The 20,288-nt window shown below is 31.2% G+C and carries 33 protein-coding genes; 5 read left to right on the plus strand and 28 right to left on the minus strand.

The features are described from left to right. Nucleotide 1 precedes the first annotated feature (1 nt). From rplO to rsmA, 25 genes are all read right to left on the minus strand, one after another. Entirely contained in the window at nucleotides 2-439 is a 438-nt protein-coding gene (gene rplO, locus T352_RS0105415) for a 50S ribosomal protein L15 (RefSeq protein ID WP_026392091.1), read from the minus strand. Nucleotides 440-452: 13 nt separating this feature from the next. Next, nucleotides 453-629 carry a 50S ribosomal protein L30 gene (gene rpmD, locus T352_RS0105420; protein WP_026392092.1) on the minus strand — a complete coding sequence of 59 codons (177 nt, stop codon included), beginning with the start codon at nucleotides 627-629 and terminating at the stop codon, nucleotides 453-455. Between the two features lies 1 nt (nucleotide 630). Continuing rightward, entirely contained in the window at nucleotides 631-1,146 is a 516-nt protein-coding gene (gene rpsE, locus T352_RS0105425; protein ID WP_026392093.1) for a 30S ribosomal protein S5, read from the minus strand. A gap of 14 nt (nucleotides 1,147-1,160) precedes the next feature. Then, complete coding sequence (gene rplR / locus T352_RS0105430) at nucleotides 1,161-1,514, minus strand: 50S ribosomal protein L18 (RefSeq protein WP_026392094.1); 354 nt, start codon at nucleotides 1,512-1,514, stop codon at nucleotides 1,161-1,163. 12 nt (nucleotides 1,515-1,526) lie between these two features. Further along, nucleotides 1,527-2,066 carry a 50S ribosomal protein L6 gene (rplF, locus tag T352_RS0105435; RefSeq protein ID WP_026392095.1) on the minus strand — a complete coding sequence of 180 codons (540 nt, stop codon included), beginning with the start codon at nucleotides 2,064-2,066 and terminating at the stop codon, nucleotides 1,527-1,529. Between the two features lie 15 nt (nucleotides 2,067-2,081). After that, the gene (gene rpsH, locus T352_RS0105440; protein ID WP_026392096.1) at nucleotides 2,082-2,480 is read right to left on the minus strand and encodes a 30S ribosomal protein S8; all 399 of its coding nucleotides are present in this window, start codon (nucleotides 2,478-2,480) and stop codon (nucleotides 2,082-2,084) included. A gap of 15 nt (nucleotides 2,481-2,495) precedes the next feature. Then, nucleotides 2,496-2,765, minus strand: coding sequence for a 30S ribosomal protein S14 (gene rpsN / locus T352_RS0105445; protein WP_026392097.1), 270 nt, complete (start codon nucleotides 2,763-2,765; stop codon nucleotides 2,496-2,498). A gap of 11 nt (nucleotides 2,766-2,776) precedes the next feature. After that, nucleotides 2,777-3,316, minus strand: a complete 540-nt coding sequence (gene rplE / locus T352_RS0105450; protein ID WP_026392098.1) for a 50S ribosomal protein L5 — start codon at nucleotides 3,314-3,316, stop codon at nucleotides 2,777-2,779. A 15-nt stretch (nucleotides 3,317-3,331) separates the two neighbouring features. Next, the gene (gene rplX, locus T352_RS0105455; protein WP_026392099.1) at nucleotides 3,332-3,688 is read right to left on the minus strand and encodes a 50S ribosomal protein L24; all 357 of its coding nucleotides are present in this window, start codon (nucleotides 3,686-3,688) and stop codon (nucleotides 3,332-3,334) included. A 14-nt stretch (nucleotides 3,689-3,702) separates the two neighbouring features. Beyond that, the gene (rplN, locus tag T352_RS0105460; RefSeq protein WP_026392100.1) at nucleotides 3,703-4,071 is read right to left on the minus strand and encodes a 50S ribosomal protein L14; all 369 of its coding nucleotides are present in this window, start codon (nucleotides 4,069-4,071) and stop codon (nucleotides 3,703-3,705) included. A 15-nt stretch (nucleotides 4,072-4,086) separates the two neighbouring features. After that, nucleotides 4,087-4,347 (minus strand): 30S ribosomal protein S17, encoded by a 261-nt coding sequence (rpsQ, locus tag T352_RS0105465; RefSeq protein ID WP_026392101.1) that lies wholly within the window; start codon nucleotides 4,345-4,347, stop codon nucleotides 4,087-4,089. Between the two features lie 14 nt (nucleotides 4,348-4,361). Beyond that, a complete protein-coding gene (gene rpmC, locus T352_RS0105470; RefSeq protein WP_026392102.1) occupies nucleotides 4,362-4,550 on the minus strand; it encodes a 50S ribosomal protein L29 in 189 nt (62 codons plus the stop codon). Further along, complete coding sequence (gene rplP / locus T352_RS0105475; RefSeq protein ID WP_162151225.1) at nucleotides 4,547-4,963, minus strand: 50S ribosomal protein L16; 417 nt, start codon at nucleotides 4,961-4,963, stop codon at nucleotides 4,547-4,549. The genes rpmC and rplP overlap by 4 nt, the downstream gene beginning before the upstream one ends. Nucleotides 4,964-4,965: 2 nt before the next feature. After that, complete coding sequence (gene rpsC / locus T352_RS0105480) at nucleotides 4,966-5,721, minus strand: 30S ribosomal protein S3 (RefSeq protein WP_026392104.1); 756 nt, start codon at nucleotides 5,719-5,721, stop codon at nucleotides 4,966-4,968. Nucleotides 5,722-5,723: 2 nt separating this feature from the next. Next, a complete protein-coding gene (rplV, locus tag T352_RS0105485) occupies nucleotides 5,724-6,071 on the minus strand; it encodes a 50S ribosomal protein L22 (protein ID WP_026392105.1) in 348 nt (115 codons plus the stop codon). Nucleotides 6,072-6,084: 13 nt separating this feature from the next. Next, nucleotides 6,085-6,378: a 30S ribosomal protein S19 gene (gene rpsS, locus T352_RS0105490; RefSeq protein WP_026392106.1), complete on the minus strand. Its 294-nt coding sequence runs from the start codon at nucleotides 6,376-6,378 to the stop codon at nucleotides 6,085-6,087. A gap of 13 nt (nucleotides 6,379-6,391) precedes the next feature. Continuing rightward, on the minus strand, nucleotides 6,392-7,222 hold the full coding sequence (gene rplB / locus T352_RS0105495; protein WP_026392107.1) for a 50S ribosomal protein L2: 831 nt from the start codon (nucleotides 7,220-7,222) through the stop codon (nucleotides 6,392-6,394). A gap of 26 nt (nucleotides 7,223-7,248) precedes the next feature. Then, the gene (gene rplW / locus T352_RS0105500) at nucleotides 7,249-7,536 is read right to left on the minus strand and encodes a 50S ribosomal protein L23 (RefSeq protein ID WP_026392108.1); all 288 of its coding nucleotides are present in this window, start codon (nucleotides 7,534-7,536) and stop codon (nucleotides 7,249-7,251) included. Nucleotide 7,537: 1 nt separating this feature from the next. Beyond that, complete coding sequence (gene rplD, locus T352_RS0105505; RefSeq protein WP_026392109.1) at nucleotides 7,538-8,167, minus strand: 50S ribosomal protein L4; 630 nt, start codon at nucleotides 8,165-8,167, stop codon at nucleotides 7,538-7,540. Between the two features lie 11 nt (nucleotides 8,168-8,178). Further along, nucleotides 8,179-8,811 carry a 50S ribosomal protein L3 gene (gene rplC / locus T352_RS0105510; RefSeq protein ID WP_026392110.1) on the minus strand — a complete coding sequence of 211 codons (633 nt, stop codon included), beginning with the start codon at nucleotides 8,809-8,811 and terminating at the stop codon, nucleotides 8,179-8,181. A 24-nt stretch (nucleotides 8,812-8,835) separates the two neighbouring features. Then, a complete protein-coding gene (gene rpsJ / locus T352_RS0105515) occupies nucleotides 8,836-9,144 on the minus strand; it encodes a 30S ribosomal protein S10 (RefSeq protein WP_026392111.1) in 309 nt (102 codons plus the stop codon). Between the two features lie 147 nt (nucleotides 9,145-9,291). Continuing rightward, complete coding sequence (locus T352_RS0105520; protein WP_026392112.1) at nucleotides 9,292-10,371, minus strand: hypothetical protein; 1,080 nt, start codon at nucleotides 10,369-10,371, stop codon at nucleotides 9,292-9,294. Next, a complete protein-coding gene (locus tag T352_RS0105525; RefSeq protein WP_026392113.1) occupies nucleotides 10,364-10,810 on the minus strand; it encodes a hypothetical protein in 447 nt (148 codons plus the stop codon). The genes T352_RS0105520 and T352_RS0105525 overlap by 8 nt, the downstream gene beginning before the upstream one ends. An 86-nt stretch (nucleotides 10,811-10,896) precedes the next feature. Beyond that, nucleotides 10,897-11,184, minus strand: coding sequence for a septation regulator SpoVG (spoVG, locus tag T352_RS0105530; protein WP_026392114.1), 288 nt, complete (start codon nucleotides 11,182-11,184; stop codon nucleotides 10,897-10,899). Nucleotides 11,185-11,277: 93 nt separating this feature from the next. Then, nucleotides 11,278-12,051 carry a 16S rRNA (adenine(1518)-N(6)/adenine(1519)-N(6))-dimethyltransferase RsmA gene (gene rsmA / locus T352_RS0105535; protein ID WP_035345471.1) on the minus strand — a complete coding sequence of 258 codons (774 nt, stop codon included), beginning with the start codon at nucleotides 12,049-12,051 and terminating at the stop codon, nucleotides 11,278-11,280. A gap of 134 nt (nucleotides 12,052-12,185) precedes the next feature. Here rsmA and T352_RS0105540 point away from each other — a divergent pair, with 134 nt between their 5' ends. From T352_RS0105540 to T352_RS06680, 5 genes are read left to right on the plus strand one after another with little or no spacing between them, the layout of a single operon-like run. Beyond that, nucleotides 12,186-13,139 (plus strand): metal ABC transporter solute-binding protein, Zn/Mn family, encoded by a 954-nt coding sequence (locus T352_RS0105540; RefSeq protein ID WP_162151226.1) that lies wholly within the window; start codon nucleotides 12,186-12,188, stop codon nucleotides 13,137-13,139. Continuing rightward, nucleotides 13,132-13,878 (plus strand): metal ABC transporter ATP-binding protein, encoded by a 747-nt coding sequence (locus T352_RS0105545; RefSeq protein WP_035345474.1) that lies wholly within the window; start codon nucleotides 13,132-13,134, stop codon nucleotides 13,876-13,878. The genes T352_RS0105540 and T352_RS0105545 overlap by 8 nt, the downstream gene beginning before the upstream one ends. Beyond that, nucleotides 13,868-14,920 carry a metal ABC transporter permease gene (locus T352_RS06675; RefSeq protein ID WP_051615852.1) on the plus strand — a complete coding sequence of 351 codons (1,053 nt, stop codon included), beginning with the start codon at nucleotides 13,868-13,870 and terminating at the stop codon, nucleotides 14,918-14,920. Before T352_RS0105545 ends, T352_RS06675 begins: the two co-directional genes overlap by 11 nt. After that, entirely contained in the window at nucleotides 14,911-16,011 is a 1,101-nt protein-coding gene (locus tag T352_RS0105555; protein WP_026392118.1) for a metal ABC transporter permease, read from the plus strand. The genes T352_RS06675 and T352_RS0105555 overlap by 10 nt, the downstream gene beginning before the upstream one ends. Nucleotides 16,012-16,019: 8 nt before the next feature. Then, a complete protein-coding gene (locus T352_RS06680; protein ID WP_051615853.1) occupies nucleotides 16,020-16,670 on the plus strand; it encodes a metal-dependent transcriptional regulator in 651 nt (216 codons plus the stop codon). Between the two features lie 25 nt (nucleotides 16,671-16,695). On the opposite strand, the gene T352_RS0105565 is transcribed toward T352_RS06680, so the two are convergent. The 3 genes from T352_RS0105565 to T352_RS0105575 are packed head-to-tail and all read right to left on the minus strand — an operon-like array spanning nucleotide 16,696 to nucleotide 20,261. Continuing rightward, nucleotides 16,696-17,646, minus strand: a complete 951-nt coding sequence (locus T352_RS0105565; protein WP_026392119.1) for an ABC transporter permease — start codon at nucleotides 17,644-17,646, stop codon at nucleotides 16,696-16,698. Continuing rightward, nucleotides 17,639-18,754: an ABC transporter permease gene (locus T352_RS0105570; protein WP_051615854.1), complete on the minus strand. Its 1,116-nt coding sequence runs from the start codon at nucleotides 18,752-18,754 to the stop codon at nucleotides 17,639-17,641. Before T352_RS0105570 ends, T352_RS0105565 begins: the two co-directional genes overlap by 8 nt. After that, nucleotides 18,747-20,261, minus strand: coding sequence for an ABC transporter ATP-binding protein (locus tag T352_RS0105575; protein WP_162151227.1), 1,515 nt, complete (start codon nucleotides 20,259-20,261; stop codon nucleotides 18,747-18,749). The genes T352_RS0105570 and T352_RS0105575 overlap by 8 nt, the downstream gene beginning before the upstream one ends. Between the last annotated feature and the right edge of the window lie 27 nt (nucleotides 20,262-20,288).

The raw sequence follows: 20,288 nt of genomic DNA on the forward strand, positions 1-20,288 counted from the left end.
ATTATAATACCTCTACTGTTCCACCACTTTTTTCAATTGCTTCTTTAGCTGCATTAGAAAATTTGTGTGCTTTTACTGTAAGTTTTTTCTCTAATGATCCATTTGCTAAAATTTTAACACCAGATAACATTTTTGAAATAACTTTTTTATCTAATAATACTTCTGGTGTAACTACATCACCATCATTAAATAAGTTTAAATCATTTAAGTTAACAATCGCATATTCTACACGGTTAACATTGTTGAATCCTCTTTTTGGAATTCTTTGGAAGAATGGAATTTGTCCACCTTCAAATCCTGGTCTTGGTTTATGTCCTGATCTTGCATTTTGGCCTTTATGACCTTTACCTGCTGTTTTACCAGTTCCACTACCAACACCGCGACCGAGACGTTTACGTTCTTTTCTTGCACCTTCAACAGGTCTTAATTCGTTTAACATAGTAGCCTCCTCCTTATAAATCTTCAACTTTAACTAAATGGACGATTGTATTAATCATACCTAATATAGCTTCGTTTTTTTCATGTACAACAACTTGATTAACTTTTGATAAACCTAATGCGTTTGCTGTTCTAATTTGGTTTTTCTTACGTCCAATCAAACTTCTTGTTAATGTTACTTGTACTTTCATATTATCTTATCTCCGATACTGATAGTCCGCGTAATTTTGCTACTTCATCAATTGTTCTTAAGTTTTGTAATCCAGCAAATGTTGCACGAACCATGTTGATTGGTGTTCTTGATCCTAATGATTTTGATAATACGTCGTTAATTCCAGCAAGTTCAAAGATTGAACGAACAGCACCACCGGCAATAACTCCTGTACCTTCAGATGCTGGACGGAAAAATACTTTACCAGCTCCGAAATTTCCTACAACTTCGTGAGGAATTGTTGTTCCTACTAATGGAACAGTAATTAAATTTGTTTTAGCATTTTCAACTGCTTTTTTAATTGCATCTGGTACTTCTTGAGCTTTACCTGTACCAAATCCAACTTGACCCGCTCTATTTCCTACAATAACTAGTGCAGAGAATTTAAAACGACGTCCACCTTTAACAACTTTAGTAACGCGATTAATCGCAACAACACGTTCTTCTAAAGGATTTTGTTCAACTTCTTGATCTCTTTTTCTTCTTACTTCAGCCATGTTAATTCTCCTTCCTAAAATTGTAATCCAGCTTCACGAGCTGCATCTGCTAATGCTTTGATTTTTCCGTGGTATAAATAACCACTTCTATCAAATACAATTGTTGTAATATTTTTTGCAATTGCTTTTTCACCAATTAATTTACCAACTGCTTTAGCATTCTCAACATTTGAACCTGCTAATTTTAATTCTACTGTAGAAGCACTTAATAAAGTAACTTGGTTAACATCATCAATCAACTGAACATAAATTGCTTTATTAGAACGGAAAACTGAAAGTCTTGGTCTAGCTTCTGTTCCTTTAACAATTTTACGAATACGTAGATGACGCTTTTGTCTGCTTACATTTTTCGAAATTTGTTTAATCATCTATGTTCCCTCCTATTTAGCTGTCTTACCGGCTTTACGTGGAACATATTCATCAATATAACGAATACCTTTTCCAAGATATGGCTCTGGTTTACGGTAGCTTCTAATTTTAGCTGCAAATTCACCCACTACTTGTTTATCATAACCTTCAACAATAATTTCTGTATTTTTAGGTAATGTAATTGTTACTCCTTCTGGAATATCTAACAATACTGGGTGTGAAAAACCTAAACTTAAGTTTAAAATTTTTCCTTCTAGGGCTGCACGATAACCAACCCCTTTAATTTCTAATTGTTTTTTGAATCCTTCACTTACACCAACAACCATATTATTTAATAAAGCTCTTGTTGTACCATGAATTTTTCTTGTAAATATTGCATTATTAGGTCTTGAAACTTTGATTTCATTTCCTTCTAATTTAATATCGATAATTTCATTAAATTGAAATTCAAGTTCTCCTTTTGGTCCTTTAACATTTACAAAGTTTGCATCGCTAATGTTTACAGTAACTGAAGCTGGAACTTGAATCACTTTATTTCCTATACGACTCATAATATTCCTCCTCTATTACCATACATATGCTAAGACTTCGCCACCAACGTTAGCTAATCTTGCTTCTTTGTCTGTCATAATACCATTAGATGTTGAAATAATAGCAACACCCAACCCGTTTAAAACTCTTGGTAATTCTTCTACCTTAGCATAAACGCGAAGACCTGGTTTCGATATCCTTTTTAGTCCTTTAATAACACGTTCTTTAGTGTTTGTGTACTTTAAAGTAACTACTATTTTACTAAATTGTTCTGTTTCATCAATGATAAAGTCAACGATAAACCCTTCTTTTTTAAGAACTGATAAAACATCAGCTTTAATTCTTGAAGTAGGGAGCTCAACTTTCTCATGACGCATATGATTTGCGTTTCTAATTCTTGTTAGCAAATCTGCGATTGGATCAGTCATAACCATAGTTCTTCCTCCTTATTACCAACTTGATTTTTTAACGCCAGGTAATTCACCTTTGTGCGCTAAATCACGGAATTTAACACGTGATAATCCAAATTTTCCAATATAACCGCGTGGTCTACCATCGATAGCATCGCGATTTCTTAAACGTGTTGGTGAAGCATTACGTGGTAACTTTTGTAACCCTTCGTAATCACCTGCTGCAATTAATTCAGCACGTTTTTCACGGTAACGTTCAACAACATCACGACGTTTTTGGTCTTTTACTATTTTTGATTTTTTTGCCATAATACGTCTCCTTATTTCTTAAACGGCATACCTAAATGTTTTAATAATGCAAAACATTCTTGGTCTGTATTAGCCGTAGTTACTATAACAATGTCCATTCCACGAACTCTTTTAACTTTATCTAAACTGATTTCTGGGAAAATGATTTGTTCTTTAATACCTAATGTGTAGTTACCGCGGCCATCAAATGAATTATTTGATACACCTCTAAAGTCACGTACACGTGGTAATGCAACAGATACTAATTTATCTAAGAAGTGATACATTTTTTCTCCTCTTAAAGTTACTTTAGCACCAATTGCCATCCCATCTCTTAACTTAAAGTTAGAAACTGATTTTTTTGCTTTTGTAATAACTGGTTGTTGTCCTGTTAATGTTCTTAATTCTTCAACTGCTTCATCTAAAACTTTTGAATTAGAAATAGCATCACCAATACCCATGTTAATAACAATTTTTTCTAAGCGAGGAACTTGCATGATTGAATCATAATTAAATTCCTTTAAAAGTTCGGGTTTGATTGTTTCATTATATTGTACTTTTAATCTACTCATATTCATTCAAACTCCTTATTTATCTATATTCGCGCCAGATTTAACTGCAACACGGATCTTAGTTTTTTTACCTTTAGCATCTACTTCAGTCTTAATCTTTACTCTAGTTGGTTTATTTGTTGATGGATCAATTAATGCAACGTTTGATACATGAATTGGAGCTTCCATTTCAACAATACCGCCTTTTTCATTCATTTGACTTGGACGTTGATGCTTCTTAACAATATTTACACCTTCAACTAAAACACGTTCAGTTTTTGGGTAAACGCGTAAAACGCGTCCTGTTTTTCTTAATTTGTTACCTTTTTTATCAACTACAAATTGATCGCCACCTGCAATAATAGCTACTGTGTCTCCTGTTTTAATTAACATACTTGCGACCCCCTTTATAATACTTCTGGAGCTAGAGAAACAATCTTCATAAAGTTCTTTTCTCTTAACTCTCTTGCCACTGGTCCAAAAATTCTTGTTTCACGTGGGTTTAGATCTTCTTTAATAATTACTGCTGCATTGTCATCAAATTTGATAACTGAACCATCAGCACGGTGAACACCGTGTTTTGTTCTTACTACTACAGCTTTAACTACGTCACCTTTTTTTACTGCTCCGCCTGGTGTTGATTTCTTAACAGTTGCTGTTACAACGTCTCCGATGTTAGCATATCTGCGTCTAGAACCACCAAGCACTTTAATAACAAGTATTTCTTTTGCTCCACTGTTGTCAGCTACAGCCATTCTACTTTCTTGTTGTACCATGTTAGTTCCTCCTTCTTAAGCTAAATCTGATTTTGTAACAACTTCTAATAAACGGAATGATTTTGTCTTTGATAAAGGTCTTGTTTCAACAACTCTTACTTTATCGCCGATATTAGCAATTTGTTCTTCATCATGTGCATGTATTTTTTTAGTAACCTTTACGAGTTTTCCATATAAAGGTGACTTTTTGTGATTTGTAACTTCAACAGTAATTGTTTTTTCCATTTTGTTTGAAGTAACGATTCCTGTGAAAATTTTTCTATTATTACGTTCCATCTTTTGTCTCCTCCTTATTCTGCTCGTTCGCCGATGATTGTTAACATTCTAGCGATTGTTCTTTTTACTGTTTTAATACGTGCAGTATTTTCTAATTGACCTACAGCAAGTTGAAAGCGTAGGTTAAATAATTCTTCTTTTAATTCAGAAATACGAATTTCTAATTCTTGATTAGTTAATTTTCTTAATTCGATTGCTTTCATGCTTGGTCACCTCTCTTAACAATTTTTGTTTTAATAGGTAATTTATGTGATGCAAGTCTTAAAGCTTCTTTTGCTACAGCTTCACTAACTTGACCAATTTCAAACATTACTTTTCCTTCTTTAACAACAGCAACCCAAGCTGATGGTGCCCCTTTACCGGAACCCATTCTAACTTCAAGTGGTTTTTTTGTTAATGACATATGAGGGAAAATGTTGATCCATACTTTACCAGTTCTACGCATATATCTTGTCATTGCAATACGTGCAGCTTCGATTTGGCGGTTAGTAATCCATGCACCTTCTTGGGCAACTAATGCAAAGTCACCATTTAAGATTTCATTTCTACCTTTTGCTTTACCTTCGTAACTTACACGGTGTGGACGACGGAACTTAGTTCTTTTTGGTAATAACATTATTAGTTCCCTCCTTTTTTATCGTTTTGACGTGGTGCTCTTCTTTGTTGTGGACGTCTTGATCTCTCTGCTGGAGCACTTTGTCTTTCTTTACGGATTTCTTCATGATTTTGACCTGGTAAGATTTCACCATGGTAAATCCATACTTTAACTCCTAAAATACCGTATGTTGTATATGCTTCAGCTGTTGCATATTCAACGTCAGCTCTTAAAGTATGTAGTGGAACTTGACCTTCTGAATAACCTTCAGCACGTGCCATTTCTGCCCCACCTAAACGACCTGAAATAGATGTTTTAATACCTTTTGCGCCTGCTTTTAATGCTCTTTGGATTGCAATTTTTTGAACTCTTCTGAATGAAGCACGTTTTTCTAATTGGTCTGCCATACTTTGAGCAACTAATGTAGCAACGATTTCTGGTTTTCTAACTTCAACTACGTTTAATACGATTTCTTTTTTAGTTAATTTTTCTAATTGTTGAATTGTTTCTTTTAAAGTAACTGCATCACGACCGATTACTAGACCTGGTTTAGCTGTGTGTAATGTAATTTTTACACGATCTTTACCTTTTGCGCCTTTTAATCTTTCGATTTCAACGTGAGAAACTGCGGCTTCTTTGTGTTTTTTATTTAAAAATGTTCTAATGTTTGCGTCTTCTTTAATTAAAGCTGGAACTTGTTTGCTGTCTGCATACCATTTTGAATCCCAATCTCTAATAATACCAACGCGTAAACCTATTGGATTAACTTTTTGTCCCATTTTTATTCACCACCCATTTCTCTTTCAGCTACGATAACTGTAATATGACTTGTTCTTTTTTGAATAATGTCACCTTTACCTTGTGCTCTTGGTAACATTCTCTTTAAAGTAACACCTTCACTTACATAAGCTGTTTTTACATATAAGTTTTCTTCATTTAATTTATTATTATGTACAGCATTTGCAACAGCACTCTTTAGCACTTTACTAATAAGTGGTGATGCTGCTCTTGGTGTAAACATTAAAATTGCTTCTGCTTCTTTTACGTCTTTACCTCTGATTAGGTCGATTACTAAACGTGCCTTACGAGGAGCAATTCTAGCTGTCTTATGTATTGATTTAACTTCCATTTATTTGTCCTCCTTAGTAGCCCGCTTTTTTGTCGCGACCTTTTTTCTCATCTTTACTATGTCCGCGGTATGTTCTTGTTGGTGCGAATTCGCCTAACTTATGTCCTACCATGTCTTCTGTAACATATACAGGTACATGTTCTTTACCGTTATGGACTGCAATTGTATGCCCAACGAAATCAGGGAAAATTGTTGAGCGGCGTGACCATGTTTGAATCACTTTCTTTTCGTTAACCTCGTTTTGTGCTCTTACTTTATTTAGTAAGTGAAGATCACAAAATGGTCCTTTTTTAATTGAACGTGCCATGTTTTCCTCCTAATTATTTCGTACGGCGACGAATGATTAAATCGTTAGATGCTTTTTTAGTATCTCTTGTCTTGATTCCACGAGCTTTTTTACCCCATGGAGTCATAGGTGATTTACGTCCGATTGGTGTTCTACCTTCACCACCACCGTGTGGGTGATCGTTAGGGTTCATTACAGATCCACGTACTGTTGGTCTAACTCCTAAATGACGTACACGTCCTGCTTTACCCCAATTGATTAATTCCCAAGATTCATTACCTACTTGACCTACTGTTGCACGACAAGCACCTAAAACCTTACGAACTTCACCTGATTGAAGTCTAAGCAATACGTATTTTTCTTCACGTCCTAAAATTTGTGCTGATGTTCCAGCACTTCTTGCTAATTGTCCACCTTTACCTGGTTTTAATTCCACGTTATGAACAACTGTACCTACTGGGATATTAATAAGTGGTAAAGCATTACCTACTTTAATATCTGCTTCTACTCCTGAGAATACTGATGTTCCCACTTGTAAACCTTTAGGTGCAATAATATATCTCTTTTCACCATCTACATAGTTAATTAAAGCAATGTTTGCACTACGATTTGGATCGTATTCAATTGTTGCAACTTTTCCTTCAATACCATCTTTATTTCTTTTAAAATCAATAACGCGATATTTTCTCTTAGCACCGCCACCGATATGACGAACTGTTGTCTTACCAGTATTGTTACGGCCACCCGTACGAGAAATTGGCGCAAGTAGTGATTTTTCAGGAGTAGATGTTGTTAATTCTTCAAATGTTAATGTACTCATGTTTCTACGACCGTTTGTAGTCGCTTTATATTTTTTAACCGCCATGTTAAAAACCTCCTATATTTTTCACATTATACGTTGAATGCTTCGATTGTTTGACCTTCAGCTAATTCAACGATTGCTTTTTTGTAAGCATTTTTAAATCCTTCATGTTGACCAAGTCTTTTGAACTTTGGTTTAACGTTAATTGTGTTTACTTTAACAACTTTTACATTAAAGATTGCTTCGATAGCTTTTTTGATTTCTACCTTATTAGCATTTTTATCTACTTTAAATGTATAACGATTGAAATCTTCAATCATTTTTAAGCTTTGTTCGGTAATGACTGGTTGTTTAACTAGATCATAGTATAAATTCATTTTACTCATTTCCTAAAGCCTCCTCTAATTGTTTTACAGCATCTACTGTTAATACAACGTTTTTATTATTTAAAACATCATATACACTTAAATGGTTAGTAACTGCAAAGTTAACTGTTGGAATGTTTTGTCCTGCTCTTACTTCTTTTCCGTCAAATGCATTATTTACGAATAATGTTTTCCCAGATACGTTTAAGTTATTTAATAATGTTTGGAATTCTTTTGTTTTTCCATTTTCTGATACTAAATTGTCTAAAACGATAATTTTTCCATCTTGTACAAATGATGATAACGCTGATCTAAATGCTAAGTTTCTTACTTTTTTGTTTAACTTCACATTATATGATCTTGGTGTTGGTCCGAAAACCACACCACCACCACGCCATTGTGGAGCTCTAATTGAACCTTGTCTAGCACGTCCTGTACCTTTTTGTTTCCATGGTTTTTTACCACCACCTGAAACTTCAGTACGTGATTTAACTTTGCTTGTTCCTTGACGCATTGCCGCTCTTTGAGCATTAACTACATCGAATAGTGCTTGTTGGTGAGGAACGATACCAAACACATGTTCTGAAACTTCGATATTACCTACTGTTTCTCCTGCTTGATTTAATATGTTTAATTTTGGCATAATTTCCCTCCTTATTTCACTTTAACAGCGGACTTAACTACTACTAAACCTTTTTTAGGTCCTGGTACGCTACCGCTAATTAATAGAACTTGATTTTCTTGATCAAACTTAACAACTTTTAAGTTTTGGATTGTTACTTGAACATCTCCCATTTGACCTGGTAAGTTTTTACCTTTTAAGTTCCCTTTGATTGGTCCCATTGAACCTGGCCCACGGTGGTATCTAGAACCGTGTGTCATAGGTCCTCTTGTTTGATTATGTCTCTTAATCGCACCTTGGAAACCTTTACCTTTTGATATCCCTGTGACATCAATCATTTCGCCTTCTGTGAAAATATCACCTGAAACTACATCCCCTACGCTTAAGTTTGTTAAATCGTTATCTCCTAGGAAACGAATTTCTCTAACGAAGCGCTTAGGTGCAGTGTTTGCTCTTGCTACGTGTCCCATTTCTGGTTTGTTTGATAGATTTTCTCTTTTATCTTCAAAACCAACTTGAGTCGCAACATAACCGTCTGTTTCAACAGTTTTTTGTTGTAGTACTACGTTGTTTGCAACATCTACAACTGTTACTGGTATTAAAACACCATTTTCGTCGAAAATCTGTGTCATACCAATTTTTCTACCTAAGATTCCTTTGGCCATGATATACCTCTTTCTTTTCTATTTTTATTTCTTTAATACGATATCAATACCTGATGGTAAGTCGATATGCATTAAAGCTTCAATTGTTTTTGGGTTTGGATCTACAATTTGAATTAATCTTTTGTGTGTTCTTCTTTCAAATTGTTCACGTGAATCTTTATTAACGTGTGGTGATCTTAAAACAGTAAATACTTCTTTTTGTGTTGGTAATGGAATTGGACCATTTACCTTTGCACCTGTTTTTTCAACACTTTCAACAATCTTTAAAGCTGCTTGATCGATCAATCTGTGATCGTAAGCCTTTAATCTTATTTTAATTACATCTTTCGCCATTTTATATTCTCCTTCCGCCTATAATATTTTTATAAACTTGCTCCTTGGAAAAACCCGGTACATGACAACGGCTATCCGTGTACCAGCAACCTTCCATATCAACGCCTACTTAAAACATAAGCTTTTTTATTATATAACACTTTTTCTTTAATTGCAACTATTTTTACCACTTTGTTTATTTTTGATTTTTTCTCGGTATTTTTCTCTTCTTTTTATCGATGATTTAACAGTTTTTTCGATATTTTCCATGTTTTCTTCACTGTAAATAAAATTATTAAATCCCATGATCATTAATTTATCAATAATTTTTTCATCACTTAACTTAGATGAATACACGATATGTTCTACTTTTAACTGCTTTAAAACTGTGTGTAGGTCTCTAAACTCACTAATAGATTTATCTTTAAAGTCATTGTAAGAAATTTTATATTTACCATGAACCTCATATATTAGTTCATCATAATCAATTATCGCTATATCAAGATTTTTATAATCTTCAATATCGTATATGTCTTCGAAATCACTGATAACTGGTCCAACTTTACAATTATCAATAAAACGTTTTATTAATATCTTCCAATGTAAATAATCTTCATAACTAAGTAAATTAGGTAAATATATATAAATTAATTCTTTTTTGGCAATTTCATTTATTTGTTTAAGTAATTTATTATAGTATTTATAATTTTCAAAATAATGTTCCTTAACACAATGATACTTACTTTTTACATATATATTTGAATCAAAATCAAAAAGCGGAAATATTATATGTTTTTCTCCTTTGAAACTTAAGATATATTTATATATTGTATTTACTTTAGGAAATATTAACGATTCTTTAAACATGTTATTAAAGGTAATAAAATTTTTATTACTTTTCGATTTGTATAAATATTTATTTTCAACATATTCATTTTCACCCTGATTACACTGGAATGTGAAAGAATTTCTTCCAGATTCTAAAGTTATGAAATCTGTTTTTATCATTTGTTTTTTATCACTAAATTTATCACAAATTATTTTATATGCAAAACTATCTTCTAAAACCTCACAAACATTATTTATGGTTAGGGAGTTTATATATTTTGTCTCCCTAACACATCTATTTCTTATTAGTAAATTATGATCATGTTCTACTGTACAGTTTATAGAAAACATTTTTTTCTTAATGTGATAGATTAAATCCTTTTTTTCATCCTCACTTAATCCCTTAAGTAATTTATGCATAGCTCTTATTGCTACCTATCTTTAGATTACTTTTATCAATAAAGTCTTTTCTTTTAATATTTTCGCTTATTCTAAATTCTACCTTATCATAACAACCAATAAATAAAAGATCATCTAAAATTATGCTTACTTCTTCTTTTACATAATCTAAAACAAGATTTGCTACTAAATCCCCTTTTAAGTGTGCGTCAATTACTATGTTCCAACTAATCAAATTAAAATCATCCAATATTGTTGGATAAAAATTTTTGATCGATCTAAATTTTTGATTAGCTCCTATATTATAATCAGTACATTTAAATAGGTGGTTAATTGATGTTTTTTCAAAAACATCAATTGTTCTTATCTTAAACTCACAGTTAGATACTTTCTTATATACCGTAATCATGTCATCTATCTCTACTAACAAAACATTATAATTCTCTTTTTTTCCCAACATACCTTATCCTCTCTTTATAAAGATTTATTTGTTTTATATTTTTAAAATAAAAAAAATGTTTTTTTTCTCAAAAAAAGAAGAGGATTTTAACCCTCTTCTACTGTTTCTACTTCAGCATCTTGTAAAGCTTTTTCATAAGCTCCGAGCACTTCCGCATCGATTAATGTTCTAGTCTCTGTATTGATTGGATGTGCAATATCCCTGAACATGCCATTTGGCATTTTCTTGCTAGGCATTGCAACAAACATTCCTTTTTCCCCTTCCAGTACACGAACATCATGAATGACAAAACTGTCATCAATTGTAATTGATCCTACGGCTTTTAATCTTCCTTCCGTATTCACTAGTTTAATTCTTACGTTAGTTATTTTCATGTTCCCCTCCAACAAAACCGTTTTATAATGTTATTATATCATAATAAAACGAAAATAAAAGATTTTGAAAAGATAAAATGATAACGTTTACTCTTATTCTTTGTTAAATGGCCATTTTTTAGCCATTTCGATGAATTTATCGCTAGATATTGTTTCGGCACGCAAATTTGAGTCAATATTCAAAGAATCTAAGAAATCATTCAATTCTGATTTGTCTAGATTAAATCCAAAGCTTAAATTATTAGAAATAGTTTTTCTTTTTTGATGAAATGATGCTTTAACTATACTTAAGAATAGTTCTTCTTCTCTATCTTCAAGAGTTTTTTCTTTTCTAACCATTCTAAAGACTGCACTGTCTACTTTAGGTACTGGATAAAACATTTTTTTGCTAACATTAACAACTCTTTTCACATCCATAAAGTACTGAATAATAATTGATAATGCATTATAGTCTTTAGTTCCAGGACTAGCAAGGATTCTATCGCAAACTTCCTTTTGAACCATTAATGTTGCTGACTTAATATTTTTGCTTTCAATTATTTTAAAGATGATTGGACTAGTAATGTTATACGGTATATTAGCAACAACATGCATTTCGCTATTACCACTTAAATCAACTTTTAAAATATCTTTAAAGATTACTTTAAAGTTACTGTTTTGTTGTTCGAGATTTCTTAAAAAATCTTCTAATTCAAGATCGACCTCATATGCAACAAGATTTTTTGCTTGTTCAATTAAAAATGTTGTTAAAGCTCCCATCCCTGGACCTATTTCAATTACATCTTTATCTTTAATTAAAGCACTGTCTACAATTTTTTTTAATAAGTTTTTATCTCTTAAGAAGTTTTGGCCAAACTTCTTTTTCATTTGATGTTCACTAATAGTACCACCCTTTTCTTAACGATATTATTATACTATACTTTTAAAGTAATTGACTTTCTATTTTTATAGTGTTATACTTAAATTAGTTTTAAGGCATACCTTAACATTGGAGGAATTAAATGAAAAGACTACTATACTTATTATTTATCTTAACTTCATCATTACTATTATCCTCTTGTGGTAATAAATACTACTATGATTTAGAAAAGATAAACATTACAACGACAACAAATATTATGAAAGATTTGGCAGATAGAATTGGTGGAGAAAAAGTTAATGTCTATTCTTTAATGGGACCAGGAATTGATCCACACCAATATATCGCAAGACCAAATGATTTTATCGCTCTTGATAAAGCTGATTTAATAATTGCAAGTGGGCTTCACTTAGAAGGTAAAATAATAGGAGTCATTGAAAGTTTTGAGAATGACGGTAATAAAAATGTATTAAATATTGGTACTAGTTTAATTAATAGTGATAAAAAAGATTTACTAATAGAAAATGAAAACTTCGGTGGTTTATATGATCCACACTTTTGGTTTGATATTAATCTCTACATTGAAGCAACAACTATTATCAAAGATAAATTAATTTTATTAGATAGTAATAATAGGGAATACTATCAAAATAATTTTGATAGTTATTTAACTGAGTTATTAGAATTAATTAAATATGCCAAAGATAATTTCAGTAAAATAAAAGAAAATAATCGTTATCTAATAACAGCGCATGATGCATTTGAATATTTGGGAAAAGAATTTGGTTTCACTGTTATGTCGCTACAAGGTTTATCAACAGAGGCTGAAGTTTCACCTTCTGACGTAAAAGAAATAATTGATATAATTTTAAAATATAAAATTGTTGCAATTTTCCCAGAAACATCAGTACCAATTGAAACTATTACTTCTGTTAAAGAGGCTTTGAATAGAAATAATTATAAAGTTACAATTGGTGGTAATTTATACTCTGATTCACTTGGTGGTAATAGTGATGATGATACCTATATTAAGATGTATAAAAAAAATATTGACACAATTGTTGCTTCACTTGGAGGAGGAAATAATAATGAATGATTATATTAAAGTAGAGGACTTAACTGTAGCATATGACTTAAAACCTGTTTTATGGGATATTGATTTATCTTATCCAAAGGGTAATTTAATTGCTATAGTAGGCCCAAATGGGGCTGGTAAAAGTACATTAATTAAAGCAATGCTTAATATTCATAAATCCATATCTGGTACTACATTGTTTGAAGGAAAAACATATAAAGATTTTTATAAAAATATTGGCTATGTTCCGCAGAGAGGATCAGTAGACTGGGATTTTCCTACTACCGTTTTTGATGTTGTTTTAATGGGAAGATATGGCTCTATTGGCTGGTTTAAGCGTCCTAGCAAAGACGATAAAAGAAAAGCACTTGATGCATTAGTTAAAGTTGGAATGGATAAATATATGCATAGACAAATATCTGAATTATCCGGTGGCCAACAACAGAGAGTCTTTTTAGCAAGAGCGTTAGTTCAGGAAGCATCAATCTATTTTATGGATGAACCATTTCAAGGTGTTGATATTAAAACTGAAAAAGCGATTATTGAAATATTAAGAGAATTAAAAAATAAGGGATGTACCGTCTTAGTTGTTCATCATGATTTAGAAACAGTACCTGAATATTTTGATTGGGTTACATTTTTAAATATGAAAGTTATAGCAAACGGTAAAGTTAGTGATGTTTTTAATTCAAATACAATTGAAGAAACATATAAATCTAATAAAATAGCCTTATTAAAGGAAGATGACAATGGTAAATAATATCTTATCATACTTTAATGATCCTTATTTTTTAAAGATTTTTATTGGTACTTTCTTACTTGGTTTTGCTGCAGGAGCAATCGGCATTTTTCCTACACTTAGAAAACAAGCCTTAATTGGTGATGCTTTATCACATGCATCACTTCCTGGTGTTGTTATTGCATTTATGATCTTTAATTCTCGTGATATATTAATTCTCTTACTTGGTGCATTAGTATTTTCCTTTATCTCAATTGGTTTAATTGAGTTAATTAAAAAGTATTCTATTATTAAATACGATGCCTCAATGGCTTTAATTCTATCTGCTTTTTTCGGGTTTGGTAATGTTTTACTTAGTATGCTTAAGAGTTCAAACCAAGCGGGTTTGAGTAAATTTATTTTTGGTGAGGCTGCAACAATGTTAGAAAAAGATGTTGTAATGATCATTATTTCATCTGTTGTTTTACTAATTATTTCTATTCTTTTTTGGAACCAAATTAAAGCTTTTATTTTTGATCAAAAGTTTTATCAAAGTCTTGGTTTCAACTCAAACATAACAAGATTTTTAATTACATTTTTAACGGTTTTAGTTGTTGTTATATCTATTAGAACAATTGGTGTTATATTAATGTCTGCACTACTTATTGCTCCTGCAATCTCTGCTAGACAGTGGAGTAATAAGCTTTCAGTAAACTTTATTTTAGCTGGAATCTTTGGAGCAATATCTGCTGGTATTGGCACATTTATTAGCTTTAATGTTAATGGGATTCCAACCGGACCAATCATCGTTATTATTTTAAGTATTTTATTAATCGTATCATTGTTATTTTCACCTAAGAAAGGTATTTTAGTTACTTTTATCAATAGCAAGAAACAAAAATCATTAATAAAAAAATATCATGACTTAGTTCACTTTTATGAATTTGGTGAAATAGAAGATAATATCGCTTTATCTTTTTATAGTGAAGGCTTATTAAATATTGATAATAATACTTATTTTATTAGTGATAGAGGTCATACTTTAATTAATAATATTATGCGAGGTAAAAACTTATGGGATTAAATATCTTATTAATTGCATTAGTTACTTCTCTTGCATGTTCAATTATTGGTGTCTTTTTGGTTGTTAGAAAAATGTCTATGATGACTGACGCTATTAGCCATACTGTATTATTAGGTATAGTACTAACCTTTTTATTAGTTCCTAATCTTGATTCACCACTTTTAATTTTTGGTGCAATCTTGATGGGATTAATTACTGTTACTCTAATTGAGTCTTTAGTTAAAACTAAAAAAGTAAATGAAGATGCTGCAACCGGTGTGGTATTTCCCCTTCTATTTAGTATTGCAATTATTATCATAACCTTATTTATTAGTGATGTTCATATGGATGTTGATGCTGTTTTACTTGGAAAACTAGAACTTGCTTCAATTGAGAAACTATTTGTTTTTGGTGTTAATATCGGACCAAAATCACTTTATATTGGCTTATTAGTTTTAGTTATCAACATTTTATTTATTATTATATTTTTCAAAGAATTAAAAATAGTAAGTTTTGATAGTCCCTTAGCAAAAGTTCTTGGCATATCTCCAATTATTATTCATTACTTATTAATGGTAATAGTTTCGTTTACCGCTGTTACATCCTTTAGTTCGGTTGGATCTGTTTTAGTTGTTGCTTTAATGATAGGACCAGCTATTACAGCAATGCAATTTACCAAAGACTTAAAGTATACTATTATTTACAGTGCAATTATTGCAGCATTTAATACAATTGTTGGATATATTATTGCTATTAACATTAACGTTACAATCTCTGGTGTTATTGCAACTACTACACTAGTTACATTTATTTTAGTTCTTCTATTTAATCCAATCAGTGGTATACTATTTAAAGTATATAGAAGAGCAAAGCAAAAAAATGAATTTGCGTTTCTCATTTTATTAATTCATATTTTTAATCATCAAAACAATAATGAAGATGAAATTAGAATAACAAACATTCACAATGAATTAAATTGGAGTGAAAATAAAATTAACTTCTTTATCAAACTAGGAATTAAGGAAGAATATTTAATAAATAAAAATGACTTAATTTTTTTGACTGAAAAGGGAATAAAGTTTCATAATCAAAAAATTAAGAGTATTACTTAGGAGGACTTATGATTAATCGTTCAGAAGAAGATTACTTAAAAACTATCTATGATTTAAAGTCATACAAAAATGAATCAATTATTAAATCTCTAGACATTGCAGAATCACTTGGATTTACTGATCAAAGTGTTAATGAAATGATCAAAAAACTATCAAAAAAAGGCTATTTAAACTATATTCCTTATAAAGGGGTAGAACTAACTGATCTAGGCACTAAAGAGGCTATAAGGATGGTTAGAGCTCATCGTATTTGGGAAGTATTCTTAATGAATGAGCTAAAGTATAGCTGGGACCAAGTTCATGAAGAAGCTGAGTTATTAGAACATACCGCTAATCCTGAATTGATTGAAAAATTATATATTTATTTAGGGAAACCTGAGTACTGTGGACATGGTAATCCAATCCCTAATCTAGAAGGTAAAATAGCACAAGCATATACAAAAAGACTAATTGATTTTGAAGTAAGTGAAGTCTTTACTTTAAAAAGAGTTTTAGATAATAAGGAATTACTTCTCTTTCTATCTAACAATAACATCACATTAAATAGTTCATTTATTGTTAAAAGTAAAGATTTATTTAGTGGCATTATTAAAATAGAAAACAAAAAAAGCGAAGTTATTATTACTAATAAAATCACTAAAATGTTATTTGGTATTTAAACAACTATTAATTTAGTTGTTTTTTTTATCTTGATGAAATATCGTAAATCTTTCCAATTGCTTTTGGAGCTCTTGAATTTCTTGAAGTAAATGCCAGTGCAATAAGCGTTACTAGGTATGGAATAATTAAATATATCTCACTAGGTAAGTTTAATTTATTTAAGAAAGCAATACTTACATAAGCACTTGAGATTGTTCTAAATAATCCAAAGAAGATTGCTGCAAATAATACTCTGAATGGACTCCAGTTACCAAAGATTAATACCCCGATTGCCAAGAATCCCATTCCAGCAACAGTTGCATCAAATGATCCAGATGTTGTAGCAACAAAGATTACTCCACCCATACCAGCTAAAACTCCAGAACTAATTACAGAAAAATATCTAACACGATAAATATTAATACCTTGAGCATCAGCTGCATGTGGATTTTCACCAACAGCTCTAATTCTTAATCCAAGTTTTGTTTTGTAAACTAAAATCCAAACAGCTAGTAAAATAACTATCCCAATATAAAAACTAATATAAGTTTTTTGGAAGAATATTTCACCTAAAAGTGGAATATCACCTAAAATTGGAATCTTGTCAATTCTAAATTCTGGATTGAAGATTACTTGTTGTCCACCTAAAACTGATCTTGCGGTAAAGATTGCAAATGCTGGTGCAAATAAGTTAATTGCAGTCGCACTAATAGTTTGATCTGCATTCATTTTGATTGATGCAAATGCGTGAACTGTAACTACTAATCCACCAACAATTCCACCAACTAAAATTCCAATTAAATAAACTAATTGTGGTGGAACATTTCCACTTGTTTGTAAAATTTTAATAGTCCAAATTCCAATAAATCCACCAATTAACATTAACCCTTCTAAAGCAATGTTAGTAACACCGCTTTTTTCAGACATAAGTCCACCAAGAGCAACAATTAATAAAGGTATTATTGAAACAAATGATAGTTGAAGTATATTAATCATTTTGAACCACCTCTTCTTTATTAGCTTTTCTCTTATCTTTTATATATTTAATGTATAACTGAATACCTGCTGAGATTGAGGTTGTATAAACAATAATTGAAGTAATAATATCAATAATTTGTGGTGGGAAGTCATTACCTTGCATATAGAATCCACCTTGTCTAATATAACTTAAGAAAAATCCACTAAATAATGCCCCAATCGGTTCCGTTTGTCCTAGTAAAGCAACTGTAATACCGTCAAAACCTTGTGGTAATAAATCATAAGTTGTTCCAATGTTTGAACCAATTACTAAATACTGAATAGCACCTGCTAATCCAGCTAGAGCGCCGGAAATAGCCATTGCTAAGATAATATTTTTCTTAGCATTCATCCCTGCATACTTACTTGCATGAGGGTTAAATCCTGATGATTTTAATTCATAACCAATTGTGGTTTTTTTAAATAGATAATAGATTACTACAACCATTACAATTGCAATAATTATACCTATATTAGCTTTAGAACCATTGAAAAGGTTTGAAAATTGTGGTAATTGTGCACTTGCTAAAATATCTTTTGATTTAGCATAGTTTGGGTTATAAACATTTCTTTTTACTAATAAAACTACTAAGATAGTTGCAATATAGTTAGACATAATACTAGATACTACTTCATTTGTATTAGTAAATGCTTTAAGTAACCCTGGAATCATTCCCCAGATCATTCCTCCGATAACACCCATTAATAAAGCAACCATCCAGTGGAATGGTGCAGGCATTTTCCAAAGAACACCAACATGGACTGCTAAATATCCACCAACAATCATTTGACCTGATGCACCAATATTAAATAGTCCTGTTTTAAATGCAACAACTAAAGCAAGACCAACTAGAATAAGAACAGAAGCATTTAATAAAATATCTCCTAGTCCTTTCATACCATTGCCTAGTCCGCCTGAAAGCATTGTAAAGAGTCCGGGAATTGCTTCTGCAGGATTAAAGATAAACATTACAACTAATCCAATTATTAAACCAATTGCAATAGATAGCAAACTAGGTTTTAGTTTATCAAATAAGCTTATTGATCCCTTTAAAAGTTTTTCTTTAAAGTTTGTTTTTTCACTCATTCAAACTTCCTCCTTTATGCCCAGACATATATAGTCCAAGTTTATTTGCATCTACTTCTTTTCTTGCTACATCTAGTGTTATTTCACCTTCATATATTACAAGAATTCTATCTGCTAAATTTAAGATTTCATCAAGTTCATAGGATATTAAAAGGACCCCATTTCCTTTGTCTCTTTCATTAATAAGCTCTTGGTGAATATTTTCAATCGCACCAACATCAAGACCTCTTGTAGGTTGGAAAACCATTAATAGATTATGCTCACGTTCAATTTCTCTAGCAATAATAACTTTTTGCTGATTACCACCACTCATACTTCTAGTTTCAGTAACTGCTCCTCGTGCTGATCTAATGTCATATTTTTCAATTAATCTATCTGCATATTTATATATATCATCATGTTTTAAAAATAAGTTCTTTTGAAATTGTTCTTTATAATAAGATTGTAATATAACATTATTTGCAATATCAAAATCTAAAACTAAACCATCTCTCTGACGATCTTCAGGGACATATGATAAACCTTGTTCATATCTTTTTCTAATGTTTTTCTTTGTTACATCCATATTATTTAAGATAATATTTCCGCTTGTTGCAGGTTCTAATCCTGCAAGTGTATATACTAATTCTGTTTGACCATTACCATCGATACCAGCAATACCAACAATCTCACCAGCTCTAACATTAAAACTGATATTATTTAAGAGTTTTTTATATTTTCCTTCTTTAGTTAAGTTAACAACTTCTAAAATTTTTTCTCCTGGCATAAATTTTTTCTTTTTATAATCAAATTCTAATGGTCTACCAACCATTAATTCTGCCATCTGGACGGTAGTAACATCTTTAACATCAACTGTTGCAATATGTTTACCTCTTCTTAGAACAGTACAACGATCAGAAGATATTTTAATTTCATTTAATTTATGGGTTATTAAAACAACCGCTTTGCCTTCTTTAGCAAAGTTTTTAATAATATCCATTAATTCATCGATTTCTTGTGGTGTTAATACAGCAGTTGGTTCATCAAAAATTAATGTATCACTATCACGATACAACATCTTAATAATTTCAACTTTTTGTTGCTGTCCAACTGTTAAATCTTTAATTTTAGCATCTAAATCAACTCTAAGGTTATATTGATTCATGATGTTTTCCACTTTAATTCGTGCTTGGTCAGTTGTTAAAAACCCATTTTTAGTATCTTCTATCCCTAAAATTATATTTTCTAAAACAGAAAAAACCTCAACTAATTTAAAGTGTTGGTGAACCATTCCGATACGGTATTTAGTAGCATCATTAGGGTGTCTAATTTCAACAAGTTCACCATCAACATATATTTCTCCCTCATCTTGTCTATAAAGACCAAAGAGAATAGACATTAATGTACTTTTACCTGCTCCGTTTTCTCCCAACAAGGCATGAACCTCACCATTTTTAATAGTAAAATTAATATTGTCGTTTGCTACTAATGGTCCAAATACCTTGGTGATGTTTTTCATTTCTACCATGTAAATCCCTCCATATTTGAATAAGGG

Origin of the sequence: Haploplasma modicum ATCC 29102 (genome assembly GCF_000687835.1) — a bacterium.
Classification (GTDB): Bacteria; Bacillota_I; Bacilli_A; order Acholeplasmatales; family Acholeplasmataceae; genus Haploplasma; species Haploplasma modicum.